Origin of the sequence: Paracoccus saliphilus (genome assembly GCF_028553805.1) — a bacterium.
GTDB lineage: Bacteria > Pseudomonadota > Alphaproteobacteria > Rhodobacterales > Rhodobacteraceae > Paracoccus > Paracoccus saliphilus.
The window spans coordinates 1,412,788-1,432,752 of sequence record NZ_CP067140.1 but is presented as its reverse complement, the minus strand read 5'-3'; the positions used below and the strand labels follow the sequence as shown (position 1 = coordinate 1,432,752).

22 protein-coding genes and 1 tRNA gene are annotated in these 19,965 nt (G+C 64.2%); 7 read left to right on the top strand and 16 right to left on the bottom strand.

Going from position 1 to position 19,965, the window contains the following annotated elements; genetic code table 11:
* The first annotated feature begins 23 nt into the window (after positions 1-23).
* Both leuC and leuD read left to right on the top strand, forming a co-directional pair.
* Positions 24-1,454 (top strand): 3-isopropylmalate dehydratase large subunit, encoded by a 1,431-nt coding sequence (gene leuC, locus JHX88_RS06750; protein ID WP_076527199.1) that lies wholly within the window; start codon positions 24-26, stop codon positions 1,452-1,454.
* A 13-nt stretch (positions 1,455-1,467) separates the two neighbouring features.
* On the top strand, positions 1,468-2,073 hold the full coding sequence (gene leuD / locus JHX88_RS06745; RefSeq protein WP_076527200.1) for a 3-isopropylmalate dehydratase small subunit: 606 nt from the start codon (positions 1,468-1,470) through the stop codon (positions 2,071-2,073).
* A 33-nt stretch (positions 2,074-2,106) separates the two neighbouring features.
* Here leuD and JHX88_RS06740 read toward each other — a convergent pair whose 3' ends face one another.
* Genes JHX88_RS06740 through JHX88_RS06700 form a run of 9 tightly spaced genes read right to left on the bottom strand, consistent with a single transcriptional unit; the run spans position 2,107 to position 8,893 of the window.
* Positions 2,107-2,469: a hypothetical protein gene (locus JHX88_RS06740; RefSeq protein WP_076527201.1), complete on the bottom strand. Its 363-nt coding sequence runs from the start codon at positions 2,467-2,469 to the stop codon at positions 2,107-2,109.
* On the bottom strand, positions 2,463-3,530 hold the full coding sequence (flhB, locus tag JHX88_RS06735) for a flagellar type III secretion system protein FlhB (RefSeq protein ID WP_076527202.1): 1,068 nt from the start codon (positions 3,528-3,530) through the stop codon (positions 2,463-2,465). Before flhB ends, JHX88_RS06740 begins: the two co-directional genes overlap by 7 nt.
* Entirely contained in the window at positions 3,527-4,282 is a 756-nt protein-coding gene (locus JHX88_RS06730; RefSeq protein ID WP_076527203.1) for a flagellar biosynthetic protein FliR, read from the bottom strand. Before JHX88_RS06730 ends, flhB begins: the two co-directional genes overlap by 4 nt.
* Positions 4,282-6,375: a flagellar biosynthesis protein FlhA gene (locus JHX88_RS06725; protein WP_076527204.1), complete on the bottom strand. Its 2,094-nt coding sequence runs from the start codon at positions 6,373-6,375 to the stop codon at positions 4,282-4,284. Before JHX88_RS06725 ends, JHX88_RS06730 begins: the two co-directional genes overlap by 1 nt.
* Entirely contained in the window at positions 6,372-6,659 is a 288-nt protein-coding gene (locus JHX88_RS06720) for a hypothetical protein (RefSeq protein ID WP_084203230.1), read from the bottom strand. The genes JHX88_RS06725 and JHX88_RS06720 overlap by 4 nt, the downstream gene beginning before the upstream one ends.
* Complete coding sequence (gene motA / locus JHX88_RS06715) at positions 6,656-7,522, bottom strand: flagellar motor stator protein MotA (protein ID WP_076527205.1); 867 nt, start codon at positions 7,520-7,522, stop codon at positions 6,656-6,658. The genes JHX88_RS06720 and motA overlap by 4 nt, the downstream gene beginning before the upstream one ends.
* Positions 7,523-7,534: 12 nt before the next feature.
* Complete coding sequence (locus JHX88_RS06710; protein WP_076527206.1) at positions 7,535-8,083, bottom strand: MotE family protein; 549 nt, start codon at positions 8,081-8,083, stop codon at positions 7,535-7,537.
* Positions 8,076-8,435: a hypothetical protein gene (locus JHX88_RS06705; RefSeq protein WP_076527207.1), complete on the bottom strand. Its 360-nt coding sequence runs from the start codon at positions 8,433-8,435 to the stop codon at positions 8,076-8,078. Before JHX88_RS06705 ends, JHX88_RS06710 begins: the two co-directional genes overlap by 8 nt.
* Complete coding sequence (locus tag JHX88_RS06700) at positions 8,432-8,893, bottom strand: flagellar basal body-associated FliL family protein (RefSeq protein ID WP_076527208.1); 462 nt, start codon at positions 8,891-8,893, stop codon at positions 8,432-8,434. Before JHX88_RS06700 ends, JHX88_RS06705 begins: the two co-directional genes overlap by 4 nt.
* 113 nt (positions 8,894-9,006) lie before the next feature.
* On the opposite strand from JHX88_RS06700, the gene fliF reads away from it, so the two are divergent.
* Genes fliF through fliP form a run of 4 tightly spaced genes read left to right on the top strand, consistent with a single transcriptional unit; the run spans position 9,007 to position 12,117 of the window.
* Entirely contained in the window at positions 9,007-10,599 is a 1,593-nt protein-coding gene (fliF, locus tag JHX88_RS06695; protein WP_076527209.1) for a flagellar basal-body MS-ring/collar protein FliF, read from the top strand.
* Complete coding sequence (locus tag JHX88_RS06690) at positions 10,599-11,171, top strand: hypothetical protein (protein WP_076527210.1); 573 nt, start codon at positions 10,599-10,601, stop codon at positions 11,169-11,171. The genes fliF and JHX88_RS06690 overlap by 1 nt, the downstream gene beginning before the upstream one ends.
* Positions 11,159-11,416: a FliM/FliN family flagellar motor switch protein gene (locus tag JHX88_RS06685; protein ID WP_076527211.1), complete on the top strand. Its 258-nt coding sequence runs from the start codon at positions 11,159-11,161 to the stop codon at positions 11,414-11,416. The genes JHX88_RS06690 and JHX88_RS06685 overlap by 13 nt, the downstream gene beginning before the upstream one ends.
* A gap of 29 nt (positions 11,417-11,445) precedes the next feature.
* Positions 11,446-12,117 (top strand): flagellar type III secretion system pore protein FliP, encoded by a 672-nt coding sequence (gene fliP / locus JHX88_RS06680; protein WP_076527260.1) that lies wholly within the window; start codon positions 11,446-11,448, stop codon positions 12,115-12,117.
* A 172-nt stretch (positions 12,118-12,289) separates the two neighbouring features.
* Here fliP and dxs read toward each other — a convergent pair whose 3' ends face one another.
* From dxs to dapF, 7 genes are read right to left on the bottom strand one after another with little or no spacing between them, the layout of a single operon-like run.
* Entirely contained in the window at positions 12,290-14,215 is a 1,926-nt protein-coding gene (gene dxs / locus JHX88_RS06675) for a 1-deoxy-D-xylulose-5-phosphate synthase (RefSeq protein ID WP_076527212.1), read from the bottom strand.
* 22 nt (positions 14,216-14,237) lie between these two features.
* Positions 14,238-15,101 (bottom strand): polyprenyl synthetase family protein, encoded by an 864-nt coding sequence (locus JHX88_RS06670; RefSeq protein WP_076527213.1) that lies wholly within the window; start codon positions 15,099-15,101, stop codon positions 14,238-14,240.
* Positions 15,101-15,337, bottom strand: a complete 237-nt coding sequence (locus JHX88_RS06665) for an exodeoxyribonuclease VII small subunit (RefSeq protein ID WP_076527214.1) — start codon at positions 15,335-15,337, stop codon at positions 15,101-15,103. Before JHX88_RS06665 ends, JHX88_RS06670 begins: the two co-directional genes overlap by 1 nt.
* On the bottom strand, positions 15,334-16,254 hold the full coding sequence (locus JHX88_RS06660) for a histone deacetylase family protein (RefSeq protein ID WP_076527215.1): 921 nt from the start codon (positions 16,252-16,254) through the stop codon (positions 15,334-15,336). The genes JHX88_RS06665 and JHX88_RS06660 overlap by 4 nt, the downstream gene beginning before the upstream one ends.
* Before the next feature lie 31 nt (positions 16,255-16,285).
* Complete coding sequence (locus tag JHX88_RS06655) at positions 16,286-16,858, bottom strand: FMN-binding negative transcriptional regulator (RefSeq protein ID WP_076527216.1); 573 nt, start codon at positions 16,856-16,858, stop codon at positions 16,286-16,288.
* A 31-nt stretch (positions 16,859-16,889) separates the two neighbouring features.
* Positions 16,890-18,143 carry a tRNA (N(6)-L-threonylcarbamoyladenosine(37)-C(2))-methylthiotransferase MtaB gene (gene mtaB / locus JHX88_RS06650; RefSeq protein WP_076527217.1) on the bottom strand — a complete coding sequence of 418 codons (1,254 nt, stop codon included), beginning with the start codon at positions 18,141-18,143 and terminating at the stop codon, positions 16,890-16,892.
* Positions 18,140-18,970 (bottom strand): diaminopimelate epimerase, encoded by an 831-nt coding sequence (dapF, locus tag JHX88_RS06645; RefSeq protein ID WP_176011468.1) that lies wholly within the window; start codon positions 18,968-18,970, stop codon positions 18,140-18,142. Before dapF ends, mtaB begins: the two co-directional genes overlap by 4 nt.
* 93 nt (positions 18,971-19,063) lie before the next feature.
* On the opposite strand from dapF, the gene JHX88_RS06640 reads away from it, so the two are divergent.
* A tRNA-Lys gene (locus tag JHX88_RS06640) sits at positions 19,064-19,139 on the top strand.
* The last annotated feature ends 826 nt before the right edge of the window (positions 19,140-19,965 follow it).

Genomic DNA, 19,965 nt, shown 5'->3' with positions numbered 1-19,965 from the left:
ATCACAGCCGAAAGCCAAGAGCCATGACGATTCCCGAAACCGCCCCGCGGACATTGTATGACAAGATCTGGGACGCCCATGTCGTCGATCGTTCCGAGGACGGCACCTGCCTGCTCTATATCGACCGCCACCTGGTCCACGAGGTGACCAGCCCGCAGGCCTTCGAGGGGCTGCGCTTGACGGGCCGCACGGTCCGCGCCCCCGAACGCACCATCGCCGTGCCCGATCACAACGTGCCCACGACGCTGGACCGCCAGAACGGCATCGACAACGAGGAATCCCGTATCCAGGTCGATGCGCTGGACAGGAATGCCCGTGAGTTCGGCGTGCATTACTATCCGGTCAACGATGTCCGGCAGGGCATCGTGCATATCGTCGGACCCGAGCAGGGCTGGACCCTGCCCGGCATGACTGTGGTCTGCGGCGACAGCCACACCGCAACGCATGGCGCATTCGGCGCGCTCGCCCATGGCATCGGCACCTCCGAGGTCGAGCATGTGCTGGCCACGCAGACGCTGATCCAGTCGAAGTCGAAGAACATGAAGGTCGAGATCACCGGCCGTCTCGCCCCCGGCGTCACCGCCAAGGACGTGGTGCTGGCGATCATCGGCAAGACCGGCACGGCGGGCGGCACCGGCCATGTCATCGAATATTGCGGCGAGGCGATCCGCAACCTGTCGATGGAAGGCCGCATGACGATCTGCAACATGGCCATCGAGGGCGGCGCCCGGGCCGGGCTGATCGCGCCGGACGAGACCACCTTCGAATATGTCAGGGGCCGGGCTCATGCCCCCAAGGGCGCCCAATGGGAAGCCGCGCTGGCATGGTGGAAGACGCTGCATTCCGATGACGAGGCGCATTGGGACAAGGTCATCACGCTGCGGGGCGAGGATATCGCACCGACTGTGACCTGGGGCACCAGCCCCGAGGATGCGCTGCCGATCACCGCGCATGTCCCCTCCCCCGAGGATTTCTCGGGCGGCAAGGTCGATGCGGCGAAGCGGGCGCTGGATTACATGGGGCTGACCGCCGGGACGAAGCTGACCGATATCGCCATTGACGCGGTCTTCATCGGTTCCTGCACCAATGGCCGGATCGAGGATTTGCGCGCGGCCGCCGATGTGCTGCGCGGGCGCAAGCTGGCCGATGGTGTGCGCGGGATGGTCGTCCCCGGCTCGGGGCTCGTGAGGGCGCAGGCCGAGGAGGAAGGGCTGGACCAGATCTTCAAGGACGCAGGATTCGAATGGCGGCTGGCCGGATGCTCGATGTGCCTGGGCATGAACCCGGACCAGCTTGCACCGCAGGAACGCTGCGCCGCCACCTCGAACCGCAATTTCGAGGGGCGGCAGGGCTACAAGGGCCGAACCCATCTGATGTCGCCAGCCATGGCGGCGGCGGCCGGGGTGACGGGCCATCTGGTCGATATCCGCGAATTCACGTCCGAAACCGTCTGAGGAGAACCCGATCATGGATAAATTCACCACCCTGACCGGGATCGCGGCGCCCATGCCGCTGGTCAATATCGACACCGATATGATTATCCCCAAGCAGTTCCTGAAAACCATCAAGCGCACCGGACTGGGCGTGAACCTGTTCGACGAGATGCGCTATGATCGCGACGGCAACGAACTGCCGGAATTCGTGTTGAACCAGCCCGCCTACCGGGACGCAGAGATCCTTGTCGCCGGGGAAAATTTCGGCTGCGGCTCTTCGCGCGAGCATGCGCCCTGGGCATTGCTGGATTTCGGCATCCGTTGCGTGATCTCGACCAGCTTCGCCGATATCTTCTTCAACAACTGCTTCAAGAACGGCATCCTGCCGATCGCCCTGCCGCAGGACGCGGTGGACGCGCTGATGGATGACGCGCGCAAGGGCGCCAATGCCCGGATGATCGTCGATCTGGAGAACCAGACGGTCAGCACCTCGGACGGCCAGAGCTTCGGCTTCGAGATCGATCCCTTCCGCAAGCATTGCCTGTTGAACGGGCTGGACGATATCGGGCTGACCATGGAAAAGGCCGAAAGCATCGGCAGCTTCGAGGCCCAGATGGAACAGGCCCGCCCCTGGGTCTGATCCCGCGCCCGGCCCCGTCCGATCCGGGGCCGGTCACTCCTGCCTGCCGCGCAGTTTCGCCTGCGCCAGTTCCCGCAATACCTCTGCCCGGCCGAATTCACGGGCGGCCTCGCGCCGCGCCTTCTCGAAACGGGGTGTCAGGCGTTCCAGTTCGCGATCCGCGACGCGCAATTCCCGTGCCGCGCGGCCGGCCTGCGCATTCGCCATCCGTGCCTCGGGCAGGCTGAGCGGCGCATGGTGGCGGTAGCTTTGCTCGAGCACGCCCTGCAACTGTTCGACCCGCTGCCGCGCTGCCATCATATGCTGGTTGAAGGCCGCGAATTTGCGCAGCTCACGCTCTGCCTTCAGGCGGGCGATCCGTTCGAGCGCGGCGAGTTTCCCGGCATCCTTCACCATCCCTCGCGCGCCTTCTTGCGCATATTTTCGGCAAAGCGGATGGCGATGGCGACCGCCGCGAAATTCTCGCGCCGGATCTCTTCCCCGATCTGGACGGTGGCATGCAGCGCACGCGCGCAGGGCGGATCGGAATAGACCGGCACCTTGTGTTCGCGCGCCCGGTCGCGGATGCGGGCGGCCACGTCATCGGTTCCCTTGGCCAGGCAGACCGGCGCCCGACCGCTGCCGCGCTTCCATTCCAATGCCACGGCGTAATGGGTCGGGTTGACGATGACGACATCGGCGCGGGCGACATCGGCCAGCATCTGTTTCATCGCGATATCGACCGCCCGCTGGCGGCGCGCGGCCTTGAGATGCGGGTCGCCCTCGGAATCCTTCTGCTCGTCATCGACCTCCTTGCGGGTCATGCGATGCTTGCGCAGATGTTCCTGCCGTTTCCAGAGCAAATCGATCACCGCGAAAACCGCCGATATGGCGATGGCCATCATCAGCACCTTTCCCAGCAACTCCCCCAGCCAGGCAATCCATTGCGCATCCGCACCCAAGGCGCTGGAGGCGAGCCGATCGAGAAGCGAGGCGAACAGGTACCAGCCGCCCAGACAGATCAGCATGGCCTTGAGCAGCGAGATGCCGAAGGTCACCAATCCCGACCCGCCGAATTTCTGCGCGGCATTCTTGACCGGGTTCAGGCGCTTGGGATCGAAGGCAAGCTTCTTGGCAGAGAAGACCAGCCCGCGCTGCGCGATCAGCGCCAGCAGGATCGCCGCGACCGGCACCAGCAGCAAACCGAAAAGCGCGAGCCCGGCATACCGGCCAAGCGACGACGCCAGGGCAAAGGCGAAACCCACCGGCCAGTCCTCGGCACCCATCCCGCGCGCGGCCATCGCCATCCATTGCGTCACGGCAAAACCCGCACCGACCGCAAGGACCAGCCATGATCCGATATACATGGCCAGCACGTTCACCTCGGTCGAGCGGGGAACGTCGCCATCCTCGCGGGCCTTTTGCAGCTTTCGCTCGCTTGGCTCGAACGGCTTGTCGTCTTTCTTGTCTTCGCTCATCCGGGATCCGGCAAGCTGTAGTCAAGCACCGCGTTGGCCCATAGGTCCACCAGCAAGGGGCCCAGCAAGGCTGCCCCGGCCAGCGCCAGAAGGATGGAGGCGGGCGAGCCGATGAAGACCACCGGCAGGGCAGGCATGACCCGGTTGATCACGCCGGAAAGCGCCTGGAACATGAAACCGCCAAGCGTGAACGGCGCGGCAAGGACCAGCGCCAGGCCGAAGCCGCGGGCGAATATCCGGATCGCCTCATGGGCAAGCATCGCGGCATCGGGCCATCCCGCGGGTGGCCAGAGCGTCAGCCCGTCGGCGATGAAGCGCAGCAGCATGATCGGCAGGCCCATCGCCATCAGGATCGCGATCCCACCCAGATGCAGCAGGTTTCCAAGAGGATGCGGCGCCGCCTCGTTGGGAACACCGACGATCTGCGACAGCGAGGCCGTCGCGGCGATGGCCGTCGTGGCGATATCGATCGCACCTGCAAGGATACGCAGCAAGGCCCCGCTGGCAAAACCTATCGCCATCTCTGCCGCGATCTGCGCGGCGATCTCCAGCGGGGTCTGCGGGATGGGGACGGCCGGAACGATGGCCGCCAGCAACGGAGTCACCGCCATGGCGACAGCGACCCGCACCCGCGCCGGGATGTTGCGCTCGCCCAGGGCGGGCAGGATCAGGATCGTGGCCTGAACCCGCGCATAGACCAGCACCATCGCCCAACTGAGCCCCGGAAGCAGCGTTGTGAGCTGATCCCACATCACGCCGCCTCTATCGTACCCACCAGTTGCAACTCGGCAGAGCTGTCGACCTCTTCCAGGCCGATGACCGGCATCGCGATCCCGTTCGAGGTCAGAACGGCACGGATCGTCCTGCGCCGGTGATCGGGCGCAAGGATGACCGCGCGAGACGAAAACACCCCGGCCTGCGCCTTGCGCACCGCCGTCATCAGCCTGCCGGACAGGGCGGGGGTGATGGCTCCTCCGCCCACGCGGCCCGTCTCGCCATCGGATCTGACGAATTCGGCCTCCCATGACGGATGCAGTTGCAGGGCCTCGATCCGGCCCGTTTCATCGGCATATTGCTGGGTGATCTGGCCGCGCAGGCGCTTGCGCACCAGCTCGTAGATGGTCTCGACCGACTCGATGGCGCGGAACTCGCAGATCGCATCGACGATCATCGGCAGGTTGCGGATCGAGATCTGTTCCTCGAGCAACGCACGCAGGATCGCCAGAATTGTTTCGGGCGTCACCTTGTCGGGGATGATGCTTTCGAAATAGCGGCCATAGCGTTCGGCCCGCGCCGGATCGGACAGGGATTTCAACTCGTCGACCTGGCGCTGCAAGGCGGTCAGGGTCAGCAATGCGGGCAGGTTCGCCCTCACCGCCTCCATCAGATGGGTGGACAGGACTTCCATCGGGCTGACCACCGTCGCCCCCATCGTTGCGGCATTGTCCTGATCCTCGGTCGAGATCCAGCGGGCGGGACTGGAATAGACCGGCTCTTGCACCGCGATACCGCCCAGCTCCTGCAGCAATTCATCCGGGCCGAGCGCCAGCACCTCCCTGACGCGCAGGCTGCCGCGTCCCCGGATCACGCCCTGAATGCGAATCCGGTAATCGCCGGGAAGCAATTCATCCGTGTCGGTGATGCGGACATCCGGCAGGATCACGCCAAAGCTGCGCGCGACATGGATGCGCAGGTTAGAGATCCTGCTGCCCAGCCCGCGCGCCTCGTCCAATGCGGCGGTGACCAGATCCGTCCCGATCTCGACCATGATCTCATCGGTGTCCAGGATGTCGCCGATCCGTTCCGCCGGACGCTCGGCTGGAATATCGACAGGCTCGGGCGGCAATTCCTCGGCCCGCGCCAGACGACGCGCCAACAGCCAGGCCCCCGCCCCCATGACCAACGCCAGTGCAAGGAACAATCCGCGTGGCATACCGGGAACGAATGACATCAGTGCCATTGCCGCTGCCACGACGGCGATGGCCTGCCAGCCGGACAGGACCTGCCGGGAGACAAGCTGCGCCGTGGTGTCCGTCGCCCCGCCCCGCGACAAGAGCAATGCAGCGGCCATCGAGGTGACGAGGGCCGGGATCTGGCTGACAAGGCCGTCGCCGATGGTCAGATGCGAATAGCTCGCCAGCGCCTCGCCAATCGGCATGCCATGCACCGCGACGCCCACGCTGAGGCCGATCAGCAGGTTGATCAGGGTGATAACGATACCCGCAATCGCGTCGCCCTTGACAAATTTTGAGGCGCCATCGAGCGAGCCGAAAAAGCTGATCTCGCGCTGCTCGAGGATCCGGCGCTGTTTTGCCTCTTCATGGGTGATGGCACCGGCGTTCAAATCGCCATCGATGGCCAGTTGCTTACCCGGCAGCGAATCCAGCGCGAAACGCGCCGCGACCTCGGCCATCCGCCCGGAGCCCTTGGTGATGACCATGAAATTGACCACCGAGATCACCGCGAAGATGGTCAGCCCGACCAGCAGCGAACCACCCGCCACGAAATCCGCGAAGCCGCTGATCACCTGCCCGGCAGCACTCTTGCCCGTATGACCCTCGGTCAGGATCAGCCGCGTCGAGGACACGTTCAGCGACAGGCGGATCACCAGGGACACCAGCAAGAGCACGGGAAAGGCCTGGAAATCGGCGGGCTTGTCCACCAGCGAGGCCATCACCAGAACCAGCGTCGCGGTGGCGATGGACAGGGCGATGCCGAAATCGAGCAGGCCGGGCGGCAGCGGGATCACCAGCGAGATGACGATCAGCACCAGCCCGCCGGTCACCAGAAGCTGGGCGTCGGGAATGAATGCCGCCCGCGAGGAAATGGCGCCGACGGGTTTCATTCAGGTGCCTCGTCCAGGGCCGGAGGGAGGGCCGGGCGCAGAACGTCCTCCAGCGCCCAGATATCGCCGCTCAACAGGCCGGAGCGCCGCAGGAAGACGATGGCCTGCAGGCGATCCGCCGGGTCCATCTGTTGCAGCAGCGACCGGTAATCCCGCGGAAGCCCCGTTCCCTCCAGCAGCCAGGCCGACGCCTCTTCCATGAATGCCGAAGCCTCGGGCGAGGTCTCGGAAGCATCCGGCAATGCGGTGGCCGCAACGGTCAATAGCGCCGGGATCAGCATCATCCCGCCTTTTTCAGTTCGCGCAGCGCGGTTTCAAGCCCGTCGAAGCTGGGCCGGACATGTTCGGGAACCGCCTGCCTGCCGACCTCGACGCAGAGATTCGTTGCATGCTGATGCAGCCCCGCGACAAGGACAGATTTAATGACGTCGTAGAACCCCATGTCCTGCTTGACGACCGCCTCGAGACGATTTGCCAGGGGCGCGACGAAGCCATAGGCCAGGAAGACGCCGAGAAAGGTTCCGACCAAGGCCCCTCCGATCAGTTGCCCCAGCACTGCAGGTGGCTGATCGATCGAGCTCATGGTCTTGATCACGCCAAGGACGGCGGCAACGATGCCAAGCGCGGGCAAGGCATCGGCCGTGCTCTGCAAGGCATGCGGAACATGCATCGCTTCCTCGCGCATGCTTGTGATGCGGCGCGAGATGATATCCTCGACCTGGTAGGGATCATCGTAATTCAGGCTGGCCGAACGCAGCGTGTCGGCAATCAGCGAGACGATCTGACGATCCGCCAACAGGCGCGGATAGGCCGAGAAGATCGCCGATTCATCCGGATTCTCGATATGCGCCTCCAGCCCGACCGGGTTGTCGCGCGCGATGCGCAGCAATTGAAACAGCAGGCACAGCACATCCTGATGATCCTGGTTGGTCCATTTCGGGCCCTTGAAGGCGCGGACGATTCCGCCAACGGTCCCCTTGAGCGTATGGGCGTCGTTCGAGAGCAGGTAAGCCCCCACCGCCGCGCCCATGATCATCATCATTTCGAAAGGCAGGGAATGCAGGATCACATGCATATGCCCCCCGGCGAGAAGATAGCCGCCGAAGACCATTGCCGTGGTGACAACCATACCGATTATCCCGAACATGCGGGGCGCTCCTTATCGTTTCCGGACGCTTCGCGCGCCCATTTCTGCAGTTAAGAGCGCGGCCTGCCGGGGCTCTACCGCGGCGATGATCCGCGCGCCGGTTTCCGGATTGACCCGCATCAGTATTTCTGCCGCGAAATCAGAGGGAAGATTGGTCAGGATCGCCGCGGCCTCGGCTGGTTTCATCTGGTCATAAAGCGCGATCAGCCGGTCGATATCGTTCCGCACGGCCTGCGTCGCGCCATCCCGACCGGATTGAAGCCCCGCTTTTTGCGACTTCAGTTCCGCCACCCGTTCGCGCAGTGCGGCCTCAGCCTTGGCGATCTCTGCCTTCTTGGCGTCGAGGCTTTCCATATAGCGTTCGATCCGCAGGGCACGGGTTTGCAAGGTATCGGCCAGTGCAACTGCCTCGGGGATATCCGTGCAGCCGCGCATCAGCCCTGCCGGCTCGGCGAATGCAGCGAAGGGATCGGTCAGGCGGTAACTCTGGAATTCCCAGATGAGCCCAACAGCGGGCAGGCTGAAAACCAGCGCCAGAATCGACAGCATCCGGTTACGCATCGGCTGTCTCCGGCACGCGCTTGCGCAGACGGCGCGATGTCCGCGCATTGGAGCGGGGGGCGAAATTCACCGCCTCGCCCATCGTCTGGTGCAGGTCCCACAGCGCGCGCTCTTTCCGCGCCAGGTCGATCTGCTCGGCCAGGGAATCGCTGGCCGATGCCGCCTCTGCGCGGGCGTTTCGGATCGCTTGTTCAAGCCGGTCCACTTCGGCCACCATGACCGCGATGGCACCGCCCAGGCCGTTCTCCAGATCGTTCAGCCGCCGCAGCCTGCGCGCCAGCGCGACGCAGAACACCGCCAGACCGCCCGAGGCCACGATCAGCAAGAGTTGCAAAATGACCCCGGCATTCATTTGATTCGAAACTCCGTGATCAGCAAATCCTTCACCGGTTCTTCCCCGAGGACATAGCGGGTCCGGGTCACGAGCTCGGCCCTGATGATCTCGAGCACTCCGCGCTTGTCATAGGCAGTCTCGTCGACACCCGACAGAAAGCCGGTAAACGCGTCCTGAACGCGCGGCATCAGATGCTCGATCTCGGCGCGATGCGCCTGATCGGTCTCTATCATCGCGGACAGGATGACCGTGCGGCGGCGGTTTCCCGGAACCGGAAGCTCTATCGTCGGTATATCGACGAACTCGACCGCCAGCATGTCGCTCCCGGCCTTTTCCTCATGCGAGGGAAAGGGCAACAAACCAAGGTAAGTGGTGCAGAATCCCGCGCCTCCAAGGATGGCCGCAATCAGCGGAATGACAAGTTTCTTCAGCTTTTTCTTGGGCTTCCCCGGTTGGGATGCCGCATCGTCGCTCATGGTGATTCTCCGTCGTCCTGAAACGGAACTAACAGCGTGCGACTAACCAATTCTTAATCGGGCCGGTGCCAAGAAGGGCATCGACAGCAACAGATGATTCGAAGGAATTGGTTTTGCAAAAATTGCAGGACTACTGGACAGAGCGAAGCTCTCAGCAGAAAGCCATTCTCGTTGCCGCGTTCCTGACCGCATTCGCGGCGATCGCGTCGATCGGCTGGATGGCGAACCGAACCGACATGGCCCTGCTATACGGTGGGCTCGACCCGGCGCAGGCCGGAGAGGTCATTGCAGGGATCGAGCAGACCGGCATCGCCCATGAACTGCGCGGCAATTCCATCTGGGTGGATTCAGCGCAGCGCGACCGGCTGCGGGTGGAACTGGCCGCGAAGGGTCTGCCCACGGCGGGCGGGGCAGGATACGAGCTTCTCGACGGCATGTCGGGATTCGGCACCACCGCCCAGATGTTCGATGCCGCCTATTGGCGCGCAAAGGAAGGCGAGCTGGCCCGGACCATCCTTGCCATGCCGAACGTGAAAACGGCACGCGTGCATCTGGGGATTGAACAAGGCCGAGGTTACCGGCGCGATGTCGATGGCAGCGCCTCGGTCACCTTGACCACCAACGGATCACCGGTCACCCGCGAACAGGCCGCGGCGCTGGAATACCTGGTTTCCTCCGCCGTGCCGGACATGCGGGCCGAGAATGTCACCGTGATCGATACGCGCCATGGCATCGTGAACACGGGCGAGGACCGGGCGGGCATGGAACGCGCGTCCGAGATGAAACGCAATGTCGAGCGCATCCTCGAATCCCATGTCGGCACCGGCAATGCCATCGTCGAACTGAACCTGGATGTCGTGACCGAGACCGAGCAACTGGTCGAACAGCGCATCGACCCCGATCAGCGCGCCCTGATCAGCCAGGTCACCGAAGAGACCTCGGACCAGAGCAACTCGACCGGCAAGGGCGCCGTCACCGCCGCCTCGAACCTGCCGGATACCGGGGAGGCCGAAGGCGACAGCACGCAGTCACAACGGTCCGAGAACCGTCAGCAGGCGAATTACGAGATCAGCACCGTCACGCGCGAGATTTCGCGGCAGCCCGGCGCCATCCGCCGGCTATCGGTCGCGGTCCTGGTGAACGGGGTGGTGCGTGAGGATGCGCAAGGCGATCCGCAGATCGTCCCGCGCCCGGATAGCGAGTTGCAGGTCTTGCAGGAACTCGTCGCCTCGACGGTTGGCTTCGACGAGGCGCGGGGCGATATCGTCACCGTCAAATCCCTGCCTTTCGCCGATCTGGCGCAGAATGGCACGCTGGCGCAGCCGGGCTTCCTCGATCGGCTACGGCTGAACGACCTGGCGCGCATCGTCCTGTTCGGCTTCTTTGCACTGGCGATCATCCTGGTGCTGCTGCGCGCGGCCCGTCGCGCATCCCCGGCTGCGCCGACTCCGCTTCTGGATGACAGCGGGCCCGCAAACGATCCGCTTCCCGCCATGTTCGGGAACGGCGATGACGACGAACCGTTCGATCCGCAAAGCTTCACCGGTGCCATCCCGATGCAACTGGACCCGCTGGAACCGGCCGGAGACCAGCTTGCCCTGCCTCCCGCCGACCCCGTTGCCCGCCTGCGCAGCATGATGTGCGAGCGGCAGGAAGAGAGCATCAAGATCCTGTCGGGCTGGATCGAGAACCGGGAGAGCAGCTGATGGCCAATGCCGCGATCAAACTGGAATCCTTCTCCCCGGCCAGGCAATGCCCGGCAGCGGTCACCTATAGCCAGGACGAGTTGGACCGCGCATGGGCCGATGGGCGGGCAGAGGGCCGTGCGCAGCGCGAGAGCGAAGAGATAGAGCAATTGCGCTCCGCTCTGGACCTACTGGCCCGGGCCCTGTCCGACGACGACGAGCGACGTATCAAGCTGCGCAACGAGGCCGTGGCCGCCTTGTTTCCGCTTATACCCGAGATTGTCGATGCCCTCGCCCCCTCGGTCGCCTCGCAGCGACTGGAGCGGGCCTTGACCGGGGAACTGGAGCGGCTGGCCCGCGCGACACCCCCTGTCCGGGCGCATATCTCGTGCAGTGAAAAGCTGCGGGAGATGGTCGAAAACTGCATCGGCCAAAGCGGAATGACGGGGATCGAGGCCGAGGTGACGGATTGCGATCGCATCTCCCTGTCGCTTTCAGGCGGCAGCATCGAGTTCTCGCAGCAAAAAATCGCGCGGCAGATCCGCGAACTGATCGACGAAATCAAGGAGGACATGGCGGCATGGACGAACTGAAACATCTCATCGACACCGACAATATCCAGCTGGAGGTCAGCATCAGGCTGGGACATACCCGTCAGACCGTCGCGCAGCTTTCGGCGCTGAAACCCGAGGATGTGCTGGTGCTGGACCAGAGCATCGATGACGGGGTCGAGATCTGCGTTGGCGAAAGGGTTATTGCCCGCGGAGAGTTGACCGGCGACGGCTCGCCCGAGGACCGGCTCTGCGTCCGGATCACCGGCGCGACGGAGGAGACGTGAGATGGTCATGGCTCCTGCTGCCGGCGCTGATGCTGCCATCAGCCGCGTTGGCGCAGGATTCCTTGCAGCAGGCGGCGGGCAGCCTGGGCCAGAATTCGGTGCTGATCATGCTGGCGCTGACGGTGCTGTCGCTGGCGCCCGGCATCCTGATCACCGTGACCTGCTTTCCCTTTATCGTCACGGTCATGTCGATCCTGCGCCAGTCACTGGGGCTGCAGCAATCTCCGCCCAACATGCTGATCATCGCGCTGTCGATGTTCCTGACATGGTTCATCATGGACCCGGTGCTGCGCGAGGCATGGCAGGTCGCGGGCGCCCCTCTGCATGAGGGCAGGATCGGACTGGCCGAGGCGTTCCAGCGCGGAATCGTTCCGTTCGAGAGGTTCATGGCCAATCGCACCGATCCCGATACGCTGCACCGGTTGGCCGAAATCGCGCCGGGCGCGGATGGTCCGCCCGACCGCCTGTCGGTGCTGATCCCCTCCTTCATGCTGTCCGAATTGCAGCGGGCATTCGAGATCGGCTTCCTGATCGCCCTGCCCTTCCTCATCATCGACCTCGTGGTTGCGGCGGTGCTGATGTCGATGGGCATGATGATGGTGCCCCCGGTGGTCGTGGCGCTGCCGTTCAAGCTGGCCTTCTTCGTGACCGTCGATGGATGGGCCATGATCGCAGGGGCGCTGGTGCGCAGCTATCAATAGCAGGCGTTGAGCGCTTCCGGGGGACAGTGTCCATTGCGTCCCGCGATGGCCGGGGGGCTGCCTGCCCCCCGGTCCCCCCGGGGATATTTGTATGAAGAAGAAGGGGCGGGGTCGGGAGAGCCGCCCGGCATATGAGCATTCCAGCCAGAGCCAAAGTGCCCGCAGCCCTGTTTCAGCTGTTTTCGGCGCGGTGCCCCTGCAGGGTTTCAACGCCCAGCACGTCGAGCACCTTGGCCTCGATATGTGACGCGTTCAGGGCCGATGTGTCATACATCGCGAAGGGTGCATCGTGATCGACAAAGCGGTCGGGCAGCACCATCGAGCGGAATTTCAACCCGTGATCGAAGACGCCTTCTTCGGCCAGAAGCTGCGCGACATGGCTGCCGAAACCGCCCACTGCGCCTTCTTCGATGGTGATCAGCGCATCATGTTCCGCCGCGAGGCGCAGGATCAGATCGCGGTCCAGCGGCTTGGCGAAACGGGCATCGGCGACGGTCGGGGTAATGCCCCTCGAACGCAGGGCCTCGCAGGCCTTCGTCACTTCGGACAGGCGGGTGCCGAAAGACAGGATCGCGGTGCCTTTCCCCTCGGCGACGATCCGGCCCTTGCCGATTTCGAGCACCTCGCCATGATCCGGCAGATCGACCCCGGTGCCCTCGCCGCGCGGGAAGCGGAAGGCGATGGGGCCGGTATCGTGAGCGGCGGCGGTGGCGACCATATGCATCAGTTCCGCCTCGTCGGCGGCGGCCATGACCACGAAGCCCGGCAGGTTGGACAGGTAGGCGATGTCATAGGCCCCCGCATGGGTCGGTCCGTCCTGCCCCACCAGCCCCGCCCGGTCGATGGCGAAGCGCACCGGCAGCCCCTGCACCGCCACGTCATGCACGACTTGGTCGTAACCGCGCTGCAGGAAGGTCGAATAGATGGCGCAGAAAGGTTTCATCCCGCCCGCCGCCAGCCCGGCGGCGAAAGTCACGGCATGCTGCTCGGCGATGCCGACATCGAAACTGCGGCGCGGGTAGCTTTCGGCGAATTTCTTGAGCCCGGTGCCGTCGGGCATGGCCGCCGTGATGCCCACGATCCTGTCGTCGCGGCTGGCCTCGTCGATCAAAGCGCGCGCGAAGATCGAGGTATAGCTGGGTGCATTCGGCTTGGCCTTGGCCTGAACCCCGGTCACAAGGTCGAACTTGCCGGTCGCATGGCCCCGGTCGGCGGCGGTTTCGGCCGGTGCGTAGCCTTTGCCCTTCCTTGTCACGGTGTGGATCAGCACCGGGCCGGTCGCGCGCGATTTGACGGTGCGCAGAAGCGGCAGCAACTGTTCCAGGTCATGGCCGTCCACCGGGCCGATATAGGAAAAGCCCAGTTCCTCGAACAGGGTGCCGCCGACGGCCATGCCCTTGAGCATTTCCTTGGCGCGGCGGGCGCCCTCTTGCAGCGGTTCGGGCAGGAAACCGACCGCGCCCTTGGCGGCGGCCTTGAGTTCCTGGAACGGGCCGCCCGTATAAAGACGGGTCAGGTAGGAGGACATCGCGCCGACAGGCGGCGCGATCGACATCTCGTTATCGTTCAGGATCACGAAAAGCCGCTTGCCCAAGCCGCCAGCATTGTTCAACGCCTCGTAGGCCATGCCCGCGCTCATCGCGCCATCGCCGATCACCGCCACCGCGTCGCCGGGATCGCCGCCCAGATCGCGGGCCGTGGCGAAACCGAGCGCCGCCGAGATCGAGGTCGAGCTGTGCCCGGCGCCGAAGGGGTCATAGGGGCTTTCGGCGCGCTTGGTGAAACCGGCCAATCCGCCGCCCATGCGCAGGGTGCGGATGCGGTCGCGCCGCCCGGTCAGAATCTTGTGCGGGTAGCATTGATGGCCGACATCCCAGATGATCTTGTCGCGCGGCGTGTCGAACACGGCATGCAGCGCCACGGTCAGTTCGACCACGCCCAGCCCCGCGCCAAGGTGGCCGCCGGTCACGCTAACGGCGCTGATCGTTTCGGTCCGCAGCTCATCGGCAAGCCGGAACAGTTCCCGGTCGGTCAGGGATTTGAGGTCCGAGGGCAGGTTGATCCTGTCAAGGACCGTAGTCTGCGGACGATCGGTCATGGCTGGCGCTCCGGCACGGCGTTCAAGTATCGCGTTCGATAACGAAGCGAGCCAGCTCACGCAAGTTTTCCGCCGCCTCGCCATAGGGTTCCAGCGCTGCCTCGGCCACGGTCACATAGCGCCTTGCCTCGGCCTTGGCCCCTTCCAGCCCCAGTAATGACAGGAAAGTCGCCTTTCCGGCGGCGTTGTCCTTGCCGACGCGCTTGCCGGTCACATCCTCGTCACCGGTCACATCGAGGATGTCATCGGCGATCTGGAAGGCCAATCCAAGGGCGCGGGCATATTCTTCGAGCGGCTGCGGATCGTCGCCGGTCATCAGCGGTCCGGCCGTCGCGGCAAAGCGGATCAAGGCGCCGGTCTTGGCGCCTTGCAGGCGTTTCACCGCCTTCAGGTCCAGCGGCTCCATTGCGGATTCGGCGGCGATATCTAGGGCCTGCCCCCAGACCATGCCCTTCGCGCCCACGGCATCGGAAAAGGCCCGGATCAGGCGCAGACGTGCCTCGGCATCGCCGATGGCCTCGTCGGTCAGCAGCCGGAAGGCCAGCGTTTGCAACGCGTCCCCGGCCAGGATCGCGGTCGCTTCGGACCATTGCACATGGCAGGTGGGCATGCCCCGGCGCAGATCGTCGTCATCCATCGCGGGTAGATCGTCATGGATGAGGCTATAGGCGTGCAGCGCCTCGACCGCCGTGGCAACGCACAGCGCCGCCTCGTCCGGCACGCCATGCAGCCGGGCGGATTCCAGCACCAGAAAGGCGCGAATCCGCTTGCCGCCAACGGTGGCATAAGCCATCGCGTCACGCAGCTCGCCCTTGGGCAGATCGGCCATCGCCGCATCCAGCGCCGCCTGAAGCTGCGCCTTCACCTCGTCGAACCTGGCTTGCATCACTGGCCCTCGACCGGTTCCGTCCCGGTCGGCTGGCCATTCGAGGAAAGCGTGATCTTCTCGACCCGTTCCTCGGCTTCGCGCAGGCGTTTCTCGCAATGCTTGCGCAGCTCGGCCCCGCGTTCATAGAGCGCGATGGATTCCTCCAGCGTCGCCTCGCCGGTTTCCAGCTTGCCGACGGTGGCTTCCAGCTCGCGCATGGCGTCCTCGAAGGACAGCTTTTCGATCTCGGTCATTCTCCGGCCTCCATCAGCACTTCGACATGGGCACGGACCGACCGCCCCAGAGCGGCCAGATCATAACCACCTTCCTGACAGGATACCACCGGGGCGCTGCACGCGGCCGCCACGTCGCAGATCGAGCGGGTAATGGCCGCGAAATCCGACTCGTCCCACTGAAGCTGCGCCAATGGATCGTCGCGATGCGAATCGAATCCCGCCGAAATGATCACCAGTTGTGGATCGAATTCCCGGCAGCGTTTCAGGATCGCATCCCATGCCACCCGCGCTTCGCCGCCATCCGAGCCCGGAGACAGCGGGACATTCATGATCTGGCCATGCGCCCCGCGCTCGGACGCAGCGCCGCTGCCGGGAAAAAGCGGCATCTGCTGTGTCGAGGCAAAGAATACGCGCGGCTCGTCCCATAGCAGGTCCTGCGTACCATTGCCGTGATGCACGTCGAAATCCAGCACGGCGACCCTTTCCAGCCCGTGGTGATCCAGCGCCCGCTTCGCCGCGATGGCCGCGGTGCCGAAAAAGCAAAAGCCCATCGGGGTTTCGCGTTCGGCATGGTGGCCGGGCGGGCGCATGGCGATGTAGGCATTCTTTGACTCCCCGGCCAGCACCGCATCGACCGCTGCGCAGGCCCCGCCCACGCATCTGAGCGCTGCTTCGAGGCTGCCCGGAGATAAATGCGTATCGGCATCCAGAGCCCGCAGCCCCTCATCCGGCTGCGCCGCGCGCAGGCCCTGCAGGTAGCGTTCGGGATGACAGCGCAACACGTCGGCATCGTCGGCCATGGGCGCCTCGCGGCGATCGAGATCAAGCCCCTCCAGCGCAGACATCGTGGCCGCATATCGCGCCACCTGCTCGGGATGTCCGGGCGGCATCAGATGCGCTTCGGCGGCGGGATGGGTGAACAGGGTCGTGCTCATTTGGGTGATCTCCTCCTGAATTGCGGCCACGCTAGTCGCCACACATAAGCGCTGCAAGCTCCGGCTCGGCATGTTCAGCGGCGCGCAGCCGGACATCGTCGGCTTTGTTCTGCGATAATTTCCACGTGCCCTGCACATCCTCGACGATCAGCCGGAACGGCAGGATCGCGCGCATCATCCGGGCCAGCGCGTCATCATCCATCTTGTCCAGCCGCCAGACCGGCTTGGGCAGCAGCCGGGTTTCGAAGGCTTCGGACAGCCGCTCCAGATGGCCGCGCAGATCGGGCGCAGGCTCGATCCGCCCGCGCAGATGCACGGCGACATAGTTCCATGTCGGCACCTGATCCGGGATGTCGTACCAGTCGGGCGAGATATAGCCATCCGCGCCGCTGACCGCCAAGAGCGCCGGTGCAGGCACCGCCCGGCAGATCGGGTTGCTGCGCACGAGGTGGAACTCGACGCCGCCATCGCAGGGGATAAAGGGGATATGCGCCGCCAGCGGCCATGGATCGCCGGGACAGGTCAGCATTCCAAAGCCGCGCCTGGTCGCGAATGCCAGGTTTTCGTCGCGACTGGTTTGCCGGTAGGCCGGGTTGGGATGCATGGGACTGCTCCTTTACGGGAAATGGCTGTGCTCACGCCACCAGGCGCGTGCCGTCCTGCCCGGATATGCGCAGCTCGGTCAGCGCGCCTTCCGGTTGATCCTCGGCAAAGGCAACTTCGGTGAATTGCTCGGTCCGGCCCAAACGCGGGCCTTCGGTCAGCACCCGGTGCACCTGCCCCACCTGCGCCTCCAGATGACGGCGCAGCGCGCGATCTCCGGCCTCGCGCAGACGGGCGGCGCGTTCGCGGATCACCGGCCCCCTGACGGCAGGCATCCGCGCCGCCGGGGTGCCCTTGCGGGCCGAATAGGGAAAGACATGCAGGAAGGTCAGCCCGCAATCCTCGACCAGCCGCAGGGAGTTTTCAAACATCTCCTCGGTCTCGGTCGGGAAACCGGCGATGATATCGGCGCCGAACACGATCTCGGGACGCAGTTCCCGCGCCTCTTCGCAGAAGCGAATGGCATCGTCGCGCAAATGGCGGCGCTTCATCCGCTTGAGGATCATGTCGTCGCCCGCCTGCAGGGACAAATGTAGATGGGGCATCAGCCGGGGTTCCGAGGCGATGGCCAGCATCAGGTTCTCATCCGCCTCGATCGAATCGATGGAGCTGATCCGCAAACGCGGCAAATCCGGCACCAGCCGCAGAATGCGCATCACCAGATCGCCCAAGCGGGGCTGCCCCGGCAGATCGGCGCCCCATGAGGTCAGGTCCACCCCGGTCAGCACCACCTCGTTGAAGCCGCGCCCGACCAGCCGCTTGATCTGCTCGACCACCACGCCCGCCGGAACGCTGCGCGAATTGCCGCGCCCATAGGGGATGATGCAGAAGGTGCAGCGGTGATCGCAGCCGTTCTGGACCTGCACATAGGCGCGGTGACGCCCGAAACCGTCGATCAGGTGGCCCGCCGTTTCCTTGACCGACATGATGTCGTCAACGCGGACCTTTTCTGTTTCGCCGATCAGGTCCGGCGTCCGCATCTGCGCCCATGTCTCGGGCTGCATCTTCTCGTGATTGCCGATGACGCGGGTCACTTCGGACATGGCCGCAAAGGTTTCCGGCTCGGTCTGCGCCGCGCATCCGGTCACGATCACCGGGGCGCCGGGATTTTCCCGCGCCAGCCGCCGGATTTCCTGCCGCGCCTTGCGCACCGCTTCGGCCGTCACGGCGCAGGTATTGACCACCACCGCGCCCGACATCCCGGCGGCCTCGGCCATCTCGCGCATGGCCTCGGTCTCGTAGGCGTTCAGCCGGCAGCCGAGTGTAGAGAAAACCGGCGCGCTCATGCCGACACCCATTCCGGGGTCAATACACCTGAAAAGACATGCGCTGTCGGGCCTTCCATCCAGACGCCATCCTCGCACCAGTCGATATGCAGCACCCCGCCCGGCACATTCACCTTGACCCGCCGATCCGTCAGCCCGCGCCGCGCCGCCGCCACTGCCGCCGCGCAGGAACAGGACCCAGAGGCCAGCGTCGGGCCGGTCCCCCTCTCCCATATCCGCAGCAGGATTTCACTTTCCGAGATCACCTGCACGATCTCGACATTCGTGCGCTCGGGATATAGCGGATGATGCTCATGCTCTGGTCCGAATGCGTTCAGGTTGATCGCCGCCGCATCCTCGACGAAAAACGTCATATGCGGGTTTCCCATGCCGGTCGCCGCCGGATCGCCAGCTATCGGCAAATGATCGATATCGACCTCTTGCGCCAGCGGTATCTGCCGCCAGTCAAGCACCGGCCGCCCCATGTTCACCCGCGTCAACCCATCCCCGACATCCTCGGCCCGCAACACACCGTGATCGGTGCGCAGGCTAAGCCGGTCCCGCCCCGTCTCGTCCATGACGTGCCGGGCAATGCATCGCGTCGCGTTGCCGCAAGCCGAACTGGGCGAGCCATCGCTGTTCCAGAACCGCAGCCTGACATCCGCCTGATCGTCCAGCTGGATCGTGGCAAGCTGATCGAATCCGACCCCCCGGTTCCGGTCGGCGATGCGCGCGACAAGACCCTCCGCCGGGGGCTCTCCGCCCGAACGCAGGTCGATGACAACAAAATCATTGCCTAGCCCGTGCATCTTCATGAAAGGCAGGCCGGAGGGGACATCATTGCTCATGACCTGCATATAGGATGCCTGGAAAAAATCCGCCAGTGAGGATCGTTTTTCTGCTTGACGCTCCAGGTCAGCGCACCTAGTAACCCCCTCGTTGGGCCCGTAGCTCAGTTGGTAGAGCAACTGACTTTTAATCAGTGGGTCACAGGTTCGAATCCTGTCGGGCTCACCACTGAAATCAATGAAAGACGACACTAGGTTTGTCGCTTTCGACAAAAGTTTAACGCTTTTCGACAGGTGGATTGTCGCTTGTGCCTCCGTCTGTCGTGCTTGAGCGGACAGCCGCTTCGAATCCAACAACTAGCTTCATAAGGGCCCCAGCCACGCAAGAACAGGTGCCTTGAGTTGTGTGGTTCGCTACGAATGCTCGTTTGAGGCCCTTTTTTAGATGGCTTCGGCAAACAGAGTTGTAAGCAGCCTGTGGCGTGGACGGGCTTGACCCGAGGCTCGGCGTCGCCAACGGCCGAGGCACGCCGCGTCTGGCATGACGTGCGCGAAGAAGGATTCGCCTGCTGACCGCACCGGATTGAACGGCTGATGAGATTGAATGCCGTGTGCGCACGCTCCAAGCGGCGCGGGAAAGTTGGTGATGGCGTGATGGCGCCTGAGGGGTGGCATATCATGGCCGTGTTCAAGACGCCGTCAATTCTCCGAAGAGAAAAGGATGTGCCACGCGACGAAGCCTACCATCACGGAGTTGCCTGATCCATCAGGATTTTCTCTCAACCCACTGACGGCACAGATCGGCGCACTGTATTTGTCGGATGTAATCTCCCCGCAACAGCCGTTTGAAAATTCCCCAGATGTTAGCGTCGGGGTCAGTCCGGATTGAAAAAACTTCCGCCGAAAAGGTTGAAATATAAATCCCGCTGCACAAAGAGTGTGCAGCAGGTTATTCCGCAGCCCCATTGTGTGGGACTGACCAAGTAGTCCGCAACTCAATGCTCCGGACGCCTCCAATTATATATCTTCTAAGCTTCGATGACAAGGAACGTCTG

Bases quoted from the DNA above. Each gene is read 5' to 3' on its own strand.
- JHX88_RS06740 (WP_076527201.1), bottom strand. From the start codon at position 2,469: ATGGTGAAGGATGCCGGGAAACTCGCCGCGCTCGAACGGATCGCCCGC.
- JHX88_RS06720 (WP_084203230.1), bottom strand. From the start codon at position 6,659: ATGATGCTGATCCCGGCGCTATTGACCGTTGCGGCCACCGCATTGCCG.
- leuC (WP_076527199.1), top strand. From the start codon at position 24: ATGACGATTCCCGAAACCGCCCCGCGGACATTGTATGACAAGATCTGG.
- JHX88_RS06665 (WP_076527214.1), bottom strand. From the start codon at position 15,337: ATGACCGAGATCGAAAAGCTGTCCTTCGAGGACGCCATGCGCGAGCTG.
- JHX88_RS06700 (WP_076527208.1), bottom strand. From the start codon at position 8,893: ATGAGCGACGATGCGGCATCCCAACCGGGGAAGCCCAAGAAAAAGCTG.
- JHX88_RS06670 (WP_076527213.1), bottom strand. From the start codon at position 15,101: ATGCAAGCCAGGTTCGACGAGGTGAAGGCGCAGCTTCAGGCGGCGCTG.
- JHX88_RS06725 (WP_076527204.1), bottom strand. From the start codon at position 6,375: ATGAAACCCGTCGGCGCCATTTCCTCGCGGGCGGCATTCATTCCCGAC.
- leuD (WP_076527200.1), top strand. From the start codon at position 1,468: ATGGATAAATTCACCACCCTGACCGGGATCGCGGCGCCCATGCCGCTG.
- JHX88_RS06655 (WP_076527216.1), bottom strand. From the start codon at position 16,858: ATGCATCCCAACCCGGCCTACCGGCAAACCAGTCGCGACGAAAACCTG.
- JHX88_RS06705 (WP_076527207.1), bottom strand. From the start codon at position 8,435: ATGAATGCCGGGGTCATTTTGCAACTCTTGCTGATCGTGGCCTCGGGC.
- fliP (WP_076527260.1), top strand. From the start codon at position 11,446: ATGCTGCCATCAGCCGCGTTGGCGCAGGATTCCTTGCAGCAGGCGGCG.
- JHX88_RS06660 (WP_076527215.1), bottom strand. From the start codon at position 16,254: ATGAGCACGACCCTGTTCACCCATCCCGCCGCCGAAGCGCATCTGATG.
- JHX88_RS06690 (WP_076527210.1), top strand. From the start codon at position 10,599: ATGGCCAATGCCGCGATCAAACTGGAATCCTTCTCCCCGGCCAGGCAA.
- motA (WP_076527205.1), bottom strand. From the start codon at position 7,522: ATGTTCGGGATAATCGGTATGGTTGTCACCACGGCAATGGTCTTCGGC.
- JHX88_RS06685 (WP_076527211.1), top strand. From the start codon at position 11,159: ATGGACGAACTGAAACATCTCATCGACACCGACAATATCCAGCTGGAG.
- flhB (WP_076527202.1), bottom strand. From the start codon at position 3,530: ATGAGCGAAGACAAGAAAGACGACAAGCCGTTCGAGCCAAGCGAGCGA.
- JHX88_RS06710 (WP_076527206.1), bottom strand. From the start codon at position 8,083: ATGCGTAACCGGATGCTGTCGATTCTGGCGCTGGTTTTCAGCCTGCCC.
- dxs (WP_076527212.1), bottom strand. From the start codon at position 14,215: ATGACCGATCGTCCGCAGACTACGGTCCTTGACAGGATCAACCTGCCC.
- dapF (WP_176011468.1), bottom strand. From the start codon at position 18,970: ATGAGCAATGATGTCCCCTCCGGCCTGCCTTTCATGAAGATGCACGGG.
- mtaB (WP_076527217.1), bottom strand. From the start codon at position 18,143: ATGAGCGCGCCGGTTTTCTCTACACTCGGCTGCCGGCTGAACGCCTAC.
- JHX88_RS06730 (WP_076527203.1), bottom strand. From the start codon at position 4,282: ATGTGGGATCAGCTCACAACGCTGCTTCCGGGGCTCAGTTGGGCGATG.